The following is an 11,199-nucleotide window of genomic DNA, read 5'->3' as shown; positions in this document are numbered from 1 at the left end:
ATGATATCTTCAGATAGGGTTTTGCAAAAAATAGATGACGAGTTTGGATCTATGGTGTTGTGGCGTTAGTTTGGCATGAAGTTGTACCGTAATTCGCTAAGGACGAACTCAGGAGCGGGTATTTTCCAGCCATGAAACATGCCGTGTCGAGAGTAAAGCCCGTATATGAAAATCAACTTATGTTGAAATAATGTAGCTTGCGGTTTGGGTTCGGCGATTTGCTCTATTATTTCCTGGAATTTGCTGTAGGTGAGCGGATTTCCCGATTTTGTGAGCAGGATGAACTGCTCGTTGCTGTCAACGCCCATCCAGCCTTTTTTCGTCAAGACTTCGGATGCGGCATGCGAGGCAATCTTCCTCACGAAAATACTGAGGATTCCATAATTTTCGTGCTTGTGAAAAATGGCAACATGGCGAGTTTTGAATCCATGTGAGCGCAGGGTTTTTTCGATGAATCTGGCACGGTCGTAGCAGCATCCATATCCTCGCTGTAGAAACTCCATGGGCTCAATTTTTGTCCCTAACGTTGGACACCTGTAGTCGGCCACGGTTGCTTGCAAGGATGATTGGATTTCCTTGATGCAATAAATTTCTTTGTTGAACGTGGATGTATCCGAGCATTGATTTCCTATATTGAGCTTTTTGATGGCAGCCGTGTCGGATGCAGTCAGTGAGTTGTCGACTGATCCGGTGAAATATAAGTAGGAGAGTGCGGTTGTAAAAATTAACGCACTTAATTTTATTTTATTCACTGCAATCCTTGATTTATTGATTTCCATTTGGAAGATTTTAATTCCGGCGGAGATTGCACTTTTTAGTGACAGGTTTGCGATAATTATTGGGTTTTCCTGAGCCATGCCTGAAACATCAGTACATCCCACAGTCGATAAGCATGGTTGCGCTTGCCGCTCAGGTGTTCCTGCCAGGCGGCACGCACCGGGATGTGATTCAGGTAGCCGTCGACTTTCATGCGGGACTCATTGAGCAATTCCTCAGCCCAGGCGCGCAAGGGGCCGCGCAGCCATTGAGCCAGCGGCACGCCAAATCCCATCTTCGGGCGCTCGATCAGTTCACGTGGCACATGTCGATACAGCACCTGGCGCAGCAAGGCCTTGGACTGCCCCTGCTGCAGGTGGTAGGCGGTCGGCATCGACCAGGCCAGCTCCATCACGCCGTTGTGTAGGAAGGGCACCCGGGTTTCCAGGCTGGTGGCCATGGCGGCGCGATCGACCTTGGCCAGGATGTCGTCCGACAGGTAGCCGGCAAAGTCCAGAGCCTGCATGCTAAGGATGTCGGGCATGCCGCTCAAGGCGTCTGCCGTTTCGTCGAACACGGTGCGCGGCTCCCGTGCTCCCAGTACCAATGCAGCGGGATCAGGCCAGTGACAAAGCAGCCGACGGTGCAGTTCGGCCACATCAGCGGCGGTCAGCACGCCAGCGGCCTTGTGCAGCTTGTCGCCCAGTTGTGAAAGTGGTGCGCCACCGGGCAGCCACTGCCCCAGCGCGGTCCAGCGTGCGGGTGGCACCGCTGTCAGCGTGGCAGCCATCAGCTTGCGCAAGGGGCGTGGCAGGCGGGACAGTTTGTGCCAAAGGCTGTGGGTCAGCGCGTAGCGGTTGTAGCCGGCAAATAGTTCGTCGCCAGCGTCGCCGCTCAGTGCCACGGTGACATGACGACGCGCCACGCGCGACACCAGCAAGGTGGGGATCTGCGACGAGTCCGCAAAGGGTTCGCACCAGATCGAGGGCAGCTCTGGGATGACCTCGCGCGCCTCCCTGTCGCTGATCCGCCAGCTGCTGTGATCGGTGCCCAGGTGCCGTGCCACGGCCTCGGCATGCGGCGACTCATCAAAGCCTGCAGCCTCGAAGCCTATGGTGAAGGTGCGCACGGGCCGCTGGCTCTGAGCCTGCAGCAAGGCCACGACCAGGGACGAATCCACGCCGCCGGACAGGAAGGCGCCGAGCGGCACATCGCTCAGCTGCTGGGCCTGGACGGCAGCCATCAAGGCCGATTCGGTCGCGTTCACTGCCGCGGAAAAGTCGCCAAGGAAAGGATGAGCCAGCGCGTGCCGAACACGTTCGGTGACCGACCAGTAGGACGTCAGCACCGGCTCGGCTCGTGCGCGCGTGACGGTCAAGATCTGGCCCGGGCGCAGTTTGTGCATGCCCTGGTAGATCGATAGCGGCGCTGGCAGGTTCTTGTAGCGGAACAGGGCCGTGAGCGCATTGCGGTCGATGCGACGCTCGCAGGAGGGATGTGCGACCAAGGCCTTGAGCTCGGATCCGAACAGCAAGGTGCGGGCAGTTCCCTGTCCCTGCCAGCCCCAGTACAGCGGCTTCTCGCCGGCACGGTCGCGCGCCAGTTGCAGCGTCCTGGTCTGCCGGTCCCACAGCGCCATGGCCCACATGCCTTCGGCTGCCTTCAGCGTGGCCACCAGTCCCCAGGCCGACATGGCGGCCAGCAGAGTTTCGGTATCGGAGTGGCCGCGCCAGACCGGCGCGCGCCCTTCGCTCTCCAGCCGCTTGCGCAAATCCTGGTGGTTGTAGACCTCGCCATTGAAGGCGATGACGTAGCGCCTGCAGGCCGAATGCATGGGCTGGGCGCCGGCCGCACTCAGGTCCTGGATGGCTAGGCGCGCGTGAACCAGGGCGATCCCTGCCATCTCATCGGACCAGAGGCCCTGGTCATCAGGGCCACGGTGATGCAGCCGTTGGGCCATGGCCTGCAGCACCTCGGGTGAAGTGATGCCGCTAAGTGAGAGCGCTCCCGCCAGGCCACACATCAGTTTTTCTCCTCGTACAGGCGTTCTAGCTGATCCAGCATGGCATCCTGCGTGTAATGCCTCGTGAAGCGCAGGCGCGCCGCCGAGCCCATTTGTGTGCGCAGCGCTTCGTCGCTGGCCAAGCGTTGCAGTGCGGTGGCCAATGCGGCCTCGTCACCGCGCGGCACGACGATGCCGGTCTCCGGCGTGACCACCTGGGGCATGCCGCCGACGGCGGTGACCACGGCCGGCAGGCCCGCGCGCATGGCCTCTAGCAAGGCCAAGGGCAAACCTTCCTCGTCGGAGGAGAGCACAAAGGCATCGGCCTCGCCCATCCAGGCGGCGGCCTCGATGCGCTTGCCGGCGAAGTGAATGCGGGCGAGGCTGTCCAGGCTGGCTGCCAGCGCCTCGCAGGTCGGGCGCTCGCTCGCGTCCTGGCCCACCAGGACGATATGCCAGTCGTTCATGTGCTTCGTCTGGCTGGCGCGATCGAAGGCGCGCAGCAGCAGGGGGTGGTTCTTCTGTGGCCGTAAGTTGGCGACGCAAAGCAGAATCCTGGCGTCGGAGGGGATTCCGAGCGCCACACGCATGGTAACCGTAGCGCGGGTCGGCAGGCTGGCGGCTATGCCGTTGTCCACGACCAGACTGGCGCGCGGCAGGCTGTCCGCGACGCCTTGGGAGCAGCTGACCGCAGCGTCGTCCAGCCACCAGCTCGCCCGGTGCAGCAGACGCGTCAAGGGGTGCAGCAGGGGATAGGTGATGTGCTCGGTATAGACCAGGCGGTAGCCCAGCAAGGGCTTGAACAGGCGCGCCAGCATGCCGGTCACCGGCAGGTGGGCGTGGACCGTATCCGGTTGGAAGGAATGCAGGTCTTGCCAGGCCCGGCGCCATGCCGAGCGCCACCAGGGGCCGCCACCGCTGCCCCAGCAGACGGTTTCTATGCCCTCGGCAGTCAATGCAGCACTCAACTCGCCCTTGTGCGGCAGCAGGTAGGCGACGCAAACGGCATGGCCACGGTCGCGCATGGCGACAGCAAGCTGGAGCACATGCTGCTCTGCGCCACCCAGCCCCAGGCCCTTGATCAACAGCAACAATCTCATAAAGGCTTTTTGGCGACAGCAAGGCCGTCCAGGGTTTCAAGGAGCCGACCTGCCACCAGCAAGCCACCACGCTCGTTCAAATGGTCGTCGTCGAAGTACAGCGGCTGCTCGCCGGCCTCGGCGCGGCACCAGCCATCGGGTCGGGTGTCGCAGAAGAGGTCGGATACCGGCATCAAACGCAGATTGGGGTGCTTGCGCACTGCCGACTCGAACTGCTCCAGTACCCAGGAATGCCGCTTCACATAAGCGGAATAGGGGGTCTGAACCGGGCCGCCACCGTAGCGTGACCGCTTGATCATTTGCTCGGGTACATGCCAGCCGACTTCAGGGATTGGTGCTACAAGCACTACGGGTACGCCCAGTCCGTCCAGCCAGCTCAGCCAGGTCTGCAGGGCTTCGGCCTTATGGCTTCTGTCGTGACCACGCCGGTTGTCTTGGGTGACGCCGACTTTGAGCGGGCAGCGCGTAGTTTCGCGACCACCGACTGTGTTGTCGAAAAGACATTTAGATTCGTCTTTTGCTCCCATGATTGACAAGCCATAACTCCAGCGCAGCGACACCACGACGGAATCGATCTGCTTGTCGCGCAGGAATGGGCCGAAATCACGGGAAAAGAAGTTCTCGCAGCGTTTCCAATCGGCAAAATCGGCTTGCGGTGCCATCAGGGTCGGGATGTTCTTGCAGTCGTCGAAACGGATGTAATGCGCCCCCCAAGTGGAAGCCGGGAAGACTTGTTGGATGCCATGATTGAGCATGTCGGCATGCGAATCTCCCCACCAAGCGAAGCGGTGCAGGGGAGTATTGGCGCCAATGTTGTCGCTGAACCGGCCGATGCGCACTCCACCTACTTCATGGCTGGTTCTGGTCAGTCTGGTCACGCCGTCCCCTGCGTAGCTTAGCCAGGCGCGTTCCTGTGGCGTGAGTCGCTGCGGCAGACCGTCTGTCTTGTGAAGCAGCAGGCCAGTCGCTGTCAACAATGCAGCCACGACACCACAAATCCATAACAAGGGCTTGATCAGCACTCGTTGGGTATTTCGTACCGGTTGCTCGAAGCGCACCAGGGACAGGCGTGCCAGCACCACCGTGGGTAGCATGAGGGCCAGCAGCAACCCAGGGCTGGGTGCATCGAGCAAGCGCTGCCGCGCGAAAGCCATGACCGGCTGATGCAAGAGGTAAAGCCCGTAAGAGAGCAGGCCGATCCAGACCAGTGGCGCTGAGGACAGTACATTGCCCACTAGGGTGCCGGGTGCCGTCACCAGCAGCACGGCTGTTGCCAGCACCGGCAGCAGTGCCCATGGGCCAGGCCATGGGGTGTGTTCGTCCAAGCCCAGGATAGCCCACAGCAGCAGCCCCAGCGAAGCGGCAGCGAGCAGTTCGCGTTGGGGACGGTTCCCTGTCAAGCGGCCCGCCGTCCACTTGGCGCAGAGCGTGCCGATCAGCAACTCCCAGAAGCGTTGCAGCGGCAGGTAGAAGCTGGCGAGCTCGGGCTTGCGCGTGAGCCAGATCGCGTAGGCCAGCGATGCCATCATCACGATCAGGAGTACCGCATCCGCCAACCGCTGCTTGCCATTGCGTCCCCACCGGTACAGCAGCCAGGCCAGCAGCGGAAAGCTGAGGTAGAACTGCTCCTCCACCCCCAGGGACCAGGTGTGGACCAAGGGCATCTCGTCCACGCCAGGCGAGAAATAGTTGATGGTTCTTTCGAACAGCAGGTTGCTGGCCGACAGCGTGGCGGCCACCATGCTCTGGCCGAAGTTCTGGAACGGGTCCGGCATCATCCAGAACCAGGCGAACGGCAGGCACAAGGCTATGGTGAGCAGCAGCGGCGGCACGATGCGGCGGAAGCGGCGCTCGAAGAAATGCCGGAACGAAAAATCGCCGCGAGCCAGACCGGAAAGCACGATGCCTCCGACCAGGTAGCCCGAGATCACGAAAAACACATCCACGCCGACGAAGCCGCCGCCCGCCCAGGAGACGCCAGCGTGGAACAGGATGACCGACACCACGGCCACGGCGCGCAGGCCGTCTATGTCGGGTCGATAGACCTTGCCTGTCACAACAACTCCAGGTCAGAGAAACGCAGATGCCATTGCTCGGCCGTAGGCACCGGGCTGTTGACCTCGCGTGAATGCAGGTGCAGCACCGGTTTCGGTATCGGCAGGCTTCCGCCTTGCAGCAGTTCGGGCCAGCGGGCAGCACTGTGGGTGGGGCGCCACACCCAGTAATCGACGCCCTGGCGCACGGACGGAGGCATGGAGCGCACGGCTTGCGATAAATGCAGTCCCGGTGCCAGCGACAAGACGCCTTCACGCAAGCCCTTGCGGCTGTGCACGCGAACGGCACCCAGCAGCTTGTCCTTGACGATGACGGGATGGTAGCTGGCCACCGGGCATGCCGACAGCCTCCAGGCCAGAGTCTCCGGGCTCCAGTCGGTGCCGAGACCCGGGGCTTTCCAGGCCTTGGCGAGCTCGGCCCAGTCGCCGTGATCGAAAACCGACCAGTCGGCGGCAGGCGGCAGAGGTAAATCCTGGACCGGCTTGCCGGCCGCTCGCAGTGACAGTTGCAACGCGCCAGTCAGGCCGTTGGGACGAATGCCCGCTGACAGGGGGGCAACAGCCAGCCAGCCCATCTTGCGGTAGCCCGGGCCGCTCTTGCCATTGGGCGTGTTGAACACGATGTCGGTGCCGTCGGCACGCAGGTATTCCAGGCCTTCCAGCGTCAGCTTGCTGAAGATGCCCTTGCCCTGGTGGGCCGGATGGGTGGCGGTGTCGACCGCGCGCGCGCAGGCCCAGCGACGACCCTTTGCATCGACCAGGCGCCAGCGCATGAACGCGCGCAGGCCGATCAGCTGGTCATCCTCGAACGCACCCAGTACCAGGCTGCGCCCGAAGGGGTTGTCGACATGCTTCCAGCTCCACCAGTCCGCCTGGCGCGAGCCTTGAGGGCCTTCGCCCAGGGATTCGGTGGCCAGTTCCAGCAGCGCCGGCTGGTCCGGTTCACTCAGTTCGCGCATGATCATTTGAGCCTCCCTTTGATGCGTTCCACCCAGTATTCTTCGTGGCTGATGCCGTTTCTTATTTTTCTCTCGCCCCAGAAACCAGCATCGCTGCCGCGCAAGGGGACACGGGGCCAGGCCATGCGCGCCAGGTCACCCGGGAGGCTGTGATGTGGCAGGCCGGCAAACCCGGCGTCAAAGTAGTTGCCGAGCACGCTGGCCGCCTCGGCAGTGAACTTGCCCCTTGGGTAGGCGTACAGGTGAGGGCGCGGCAGGCCTTCGGCGGTGAAGCGGGCCAGCGCCGCCTCGGTGTCGGCGGCCAGTTCGGCCGTGCGCTGGGTTGGCGCTTCGCTGTGGGCATGCGAGTGTGCTCCCAGGGTGATCCAGGGCGAGGCGGCCATCGCGCGCAGTTGCTCCCAGCTGCAGGGCCTGTAGCGGCTGCGCTCGACAGCAAAGCTGACGGGGGGCTCCCCGGTGTCGATGAAGTGGGTGGGAACGAAGAGCACGACTGGAAGTTGCAAGCGCTGCAGCAGCGGCCAGAGGTGGTCGTGTGCATCGCTGAAGGCGTCGTCGACCGTGATCAGTGCGAATGGACGATCATCTGGTGCAGGAGACAGGAACTCCGAGCCGTGCAAGACACGATAGCGCGCGGTGATGCTGCGTAGCCAGGATTCCGCCTGTGCCGGGGTGACCTCGAGTTCGCTGCAGGCATCGGGTATCAGGCGGTGCAGCGTGAACACCGTCACCGAAGAACGCCGCGACGGCGAGGGTGCCATGGCACTGAAGGCCTTGACGCCATGCCAGGCCAGGGACTTGAGCTGACGGCCCAGGCTCATGCCGTGCTCCGGGAGTCGCGTTGTGGTTGCTGGGGGCGCCGGATCCACAAGCCTGGGTTCTGGCCAGACAGCACGGCTTGTTGGTAGCGCGCGGTGCGCGCGGCGTAGGCGATGGCGACCAGAGCATAACTGAACTTGGCGCGGTGGCGGATGGCTGTGCCCGCGTTGCTGGAGCCGAAGGCGTAAGCCAGCGCAATGGTCATCACCACGCCGAGCACCATCAGCACCTTGGGGGACAAGGCGTTGGCCTTGTAGGTGCGCCACAATTCCCGGAAACAGAAGGCGTACAGCAGCACATCCAGAAAACCCAGCACATGCCCCGCCGATCGGATGTCCCAAGGCAGTGGCGAGAAGAAGAAGTAGAGCAGGCGCAGCGGCACGCTGGCCGCCACATCGCCGTAGCCCTCAACGGCGAAATCCTGCAAGTAGGCAGAGCCGCCTCTTGCTGCCTGTAGCGAAGCGGTGTTGAGCTGGTTGACCAGATTGCCGCTGCCGACCTCGCTCACCTTGTTCAGACCGACTTCGCCAACCAAGCCTCCGGCCATGCTGACCAAGGCCAAGAACAAGGCCAGCAGCACCAGGTTCCAGATCATGTTGGGCCTGGGCTGGCCCGGAAGGCGGCTCGCGAACATCTGGAACACAAAGACACCAGCCCCCAGCCCGCCAATGCCGACGATCATGCCGCCATGGAACATGGCCGCCACGCTGCACCAGAACGTGAACAGCAACATGCCCGTGGCGGTGGCGTGACTGCGCTGGGCAGTCAAGGCGACCAAGCCTAGCATGAAGGGCAGCACCAGGATCATCTCGCGCAGCGCCACGATCGAATATTGCGCGGTCGAAGGCACCAGGGCCATGATCAGTGCGGCCCGTTTGGCTTGCCCTCTGTCGGCACCGCAGTTGAGCGCCAGGCGATAGGCCAGGGCCACGATTGCCAAGCCCATGCTGATGTTGATCAGTTCCATCACCAGGATGGAGTTGCCGAACAGCGACAGCATGGCCCCCATCAGGGCGCTGAAACCGGTGCTGTGCGTGACGGTGAATTCAGCCAGTGCACCGTCGAAGCCCAAGCGGGAAAAGTTCTGCGCCTCCATGAAAAAGGTTCTGGCGTCGCCGCGCCCAGGCAGCAGCACGAAGATCTGATGGTGGATCAGCAGCAGCAGCATCCGCACGGCCCAGGCCGTCAGCATGACGCCCCGGATCGTCGGATAGCGCATGCCGAAGGCCAGTGCCACCAGCAAGGTCAGGGAAAAAAGCAGTATCAGCAAGCGGCAAGCCTTCGATAGAGTTGGGCGAACTGAGCGGCCACGACAGCTGGGGAAAAAGTCTGGCTGGCATAGTCGCGCGCCGCATGCAGGTCGGGCAGCTCGCCCGCCAGCACCCGGTCGAGCGCTGCGCGCAATGCATCGGCATCGCCCGCAGCTACTGACATGCCGCGGTTGTCGGCCAGCAGTTCGGGCACGCCACCGACGCCGGTAGCCACGACCGGCAGGCCGGCGCCCAGTGCCTCGACGATGACACCGGGCTGGCCTTCAATGCGGCTGCTCAGGACCAAGGCGCGCGCGCGCTGCATGTGTTCAGCCACGGTGTCCGCCGATACATTGCCAACAAATGCTACTTGCGATGCCCATGAATAGGATGCTAACACGCTATTCCATCTAATTCTTTCTGGTCCATCCCCTAGAAAAAATAGGAGTAATGCAGGATTCCTGGCCAGCAAGGGGCCAACAGCCTGTAGGGCCAGGCCATGGTCCTTTTCCGGCGTGAAGGCGCCTACCATCAGCAGCACCTGGGGGCGTTCGTGCCACGGTCTGACGTCACCCGAGACGAGCGGTACGATATTGGGAATGACTTCGATGGGAGGCAGCAAGCCGGGGTGCATGGAACGCAGGTCGTCCGCGCAAGCCTGCGCAATCGAGGCAACCGCCTGGCAGCGATTCAGAAAGAAATCCTGCACGGCAGTGACGACTCTGCGATCGCGTAGCCAAGGCGAGGCCAGGCTGGCCTGTCTGTAGACGATGGCGGCGTGGCGACCGCGCAAGCGCAGCAGCCAGGCGGTGAATACCGCGACCCACAGGGTGCGACCGGCATTGGCCTGCAGGATCAGAGATTCGCTAGCCGGCAATGCGGCCAAGCGAGCTGCCAGGCGGGTCGCCGCCAGCAGACAGCGTGGCAGCGACAGCGAGCGGCCTTGCAGCAGGCAGGCATCAACGGGCAATTCCCCGCGACCCTCTGCCAAGGCGACCAGTTGCACATCAACGGGTGCCGCAGGCTCGCCGTGGCGGGGCAGTTCTTCCGCCAGGCGGGCGGCAAACAGTTCAGCGCCACGCCGTTCGCGGTGGTTAATGAGCTGTATGACCTGCACGACTGCTCTTGGCGACGACAGATTCAAAGAATGCCAGCATGCCCTGGCAGGATGCCTCGAGCGTGAAGCGCTGCAAGAATATCTCGCGACCCCGGGCCCCCAGGCGCTGGGCCAGATCCGGTTCATCCAGCATCCGATTCATGGCGGCGGCAACGGTCTCGGGACGCTTGGGGTCGCAGAGCAGTGCGCTGCGATCGGGCTCGCAGCCTTCGCGCAAGCCGTCGAGGTCGGAGCAGATCACCGGCAGCCCAGCCTCCATGGCCTCGATCATGGCGCCACTCAGGCCCTCGTAGTGGGAAGGCAGCACAAAGACATCGGCACAGCGCAGCAGCTCAGACACGTCACTGCGGTGACCCAGGCACAGGATGGCATCGCGCGCCGGACTGACTCCAAGTCGTTGCTGAACCTCGGCGCTGGTGTTGCCTTCACGGCCGACTAGCAGCAGTCGTGCCACCGGGTGTTTTTGCCAGACCTGCTCGAATGCGGCGATCAAGCCGATGTGGTTTTTTGCATACTCCTGTCGGCCCACATGGACAAAAACCCGTGCTTCCGCACGTAAATTCAGTATCTGGCGGTACTTTTGGCGGGACTCGACTGGTAGGACCTCTGGTCTGCCGCGGTATACGACAGTGACATAACCAGGATTTATTCCTAAATGTTCGATGGCGTTTAGCTTGGCCGATTGGGTGACGGCATGAGCCAAAGGTGATGACAGCTTAAGGGAAATCGCATCTATCCATTGCACGACACGCAGCTTCCAAGGCTTGATTGATGCATCTTTGTATCGATGCGATCCATATGAGTTGCTGACGATGCTGAATGAAAGATTCCACCTATGGCCCCACGACAAAAGCGAGACGATACGCATTAACAGGTCGCTGGAAAGGAGGCAACTGTGCAATAAGTCGAAATCGCCGTTGGTTAACAACTTCTTTAGCCCATAAAACCGCTGCCACCAAGTATTTCCTAGGTAAATCATCGGTATTCCTTGGCTGACGACTTCATCGGCAAAGCCAGGGCGTCGATCGTGGAGCATGGCGACGTGGACATCGTGCCCATGCTTCTTTAGCCAAACGGAGAGATGTGCGGTCGAGCGTTCGGCTCCACCCGGGCCGAGACCATCAATCAGCAAGCAGATTTTCACG

The 11,199-nt window shown here is 62.0% G+C and carries 9 protein-coding genes; all 9 read right to left on the bottom strand.

What is annotated here, in order from left to right; translation table 11 throughout:
* Positions 1-65 precede the first annotated feature (65 nt).
* The 9 genes from PHR85_RS05435 to PHR85_RS05395 are packed head-to-tail and all read right to left on the bottom strand — an operon-like array spanning position 66 to position 11,198.
* A complete protein-coding gene (locus PHR85_RS05435) occupies positions 66-857 on the bottom strand; it encodes a transglutaminase domain-containing protein (RefSeq protein WP_300051474.1) in 792 nt (263 codons plus the stop codon).
* A complete protein-coding gene (gene asnB, locus PHR85_RS05430) occupies positions 836-2,779 on the bottom strand; it encodes an asparagine synthase (glutamine-hydrolyzing) (RefSeq protein ID WP_300051472.1) in 1,944 nt (647 codons plus the stop codon). Before asnB ends, PHR85_RS05435 begins: the two co-directional genes overlap by 22 nt.
* Positions 2,779-3,858, bottom strand: coding sequence for a glycosyltransferase family 4 protein (locus PHR85_RS05425; RefSeq protein ID WP_300051470.1), 1,080 nt, complete (start codon positions 3,856-3,858; stop codon positions 2,779-2,781). The genes asnB and PHR85_RS05425 overlap by 1 nt, the downstream gene beginning before the upstream one ends.
* Positions 3,855-5,915 (bottom strand): acyltransferase family protein, encoded by a 2,061-nt coding sequence (locus PHR85_RS05420; RefSeq protein ID WP_300051468.1) that lies wholly within the window; start codon positions 5,913-5,915, stop codon positions 3,855-3,857. The genes PHR85_RS05425 and PHR85_RS05420 overlap by 4 nt, the downstream gene beginning before the upstream one ends.
* Entirely contained in the window at positions 5,912-6,877 is a 966-nt protein-coding gene (locus PHR85_RS05415; RefSeq protein WP_300051466.1) for a GNAT family N-acetyltransferase, read from the bottom strand. The genes PHR85_RS05420 and PHR85_RS05415 overlap by 4 nt, the downstream gene beginning before the upstream one ends.
* Positions 6,874-7,689: a polysaccharide deacetylase family protein gene (locus PHR85_RS05410; protein WP_300051463.1), complete on the bottom strand. Its 816-nt coding sequence runs from the start codon at positions 7,687-7,689 to the stop codon at positions 6,874-6,876. Before PHR85_RS05410 ends, PHR85_RS05415 begins: the two co-directional genes overlap by 4 nt.
* On the bottom strand, positions 7,686-8,957 hold the full coding sequence (locus PHR85_RS05405; RefSeq protein WP_300051458.1) for a hypothetical protein: 1,272 nt from the start codon (positions 8,955-8,957) through the stop codon (positions 7,686-7,688). The genes PHR85_RS05410 and PHR85_RS05405 overlap by 4 nt, the downstream gene beginning before the upstream one ends.
* The gene (locus tag PHR85_RS05400; RefSeq protein WP_300051456.1) at positions 8,951-10,054 is read right to left on the bottom strand and encodes a glycosyltransferase family 4 protein; all 1,104 of its coding nucleotides are present in this window, start codon (positions 10,052-10,054) and stop codon (positions 8,951-8,953) included. Before PHR85_RS05400 ends, PHR85_RS05405 begins: the two co-directional genes overlap by 7 nt.
* Positions 10,032-11,198, bottom strand: coding sequence for a glycosyltransferase family 4 protein (locus PHR85_RS05395; protein ID WP_300051454.1), 1,167 nt, complete (start codon positions 11,196-11,198; stop codon positions 10,032-10,034). The genes PHR85_RS05400 and PHR85_RS05395 overlap by 23 nt, the downstream gene beginning before the upstream one ends.
* Position 11,199 lies beyond the last annotated feature (1 nt).

The sequence above is a fragment of the Malikia sp. genome, from assembly GCF_028687635.1.
Classification (GTDB): Bacteria; Pseudomonadota; Gammaproteobacteria; order Burkholderiales; family Burkholderiaceae_C; genus Malikia.
This window is presented reverse-complemented; position numbering and strand designations above follow the sequence as displayed.

Coding starts and splice junctions, on each gene's coding strand:
- PHR85_RS05435 (WP_300051474.1), bottom strand. CDS start 857: ATGGCTCAGGAAAACCCAATAATTATCGCAAACCTGTCACTAAAAAGT.
- asnB (WP_300051472.1), bottom strand. CDS start 2,779: ATGTGTGGCCTGGCGGGAGCGCTCTCACTTAGCGGCATCACTTCACCC.
- PHR85_RS05425 (WP_300051470.1), bottom strand. CDS start 3,858: ATGAGATTGTTGCTGTTGATCAAGGGCCTGGGGCTGGGTGGCGCAGAG.
- PHR85_RS05415 (WP_300051466.1), bottom strand. CDS start 6,877: ATGATCATGCGCGAACTGAGTGAACCGGACCAGCCGGCGCTGCTGGAA.
- PHR85_RS05410 (WP_300051463.1), bottom strand. CDS start 7,689: ATGAGCCTGGGCCGTCAGCTCAAGTCCCTGGCCTGGCATGGCGTCAAG.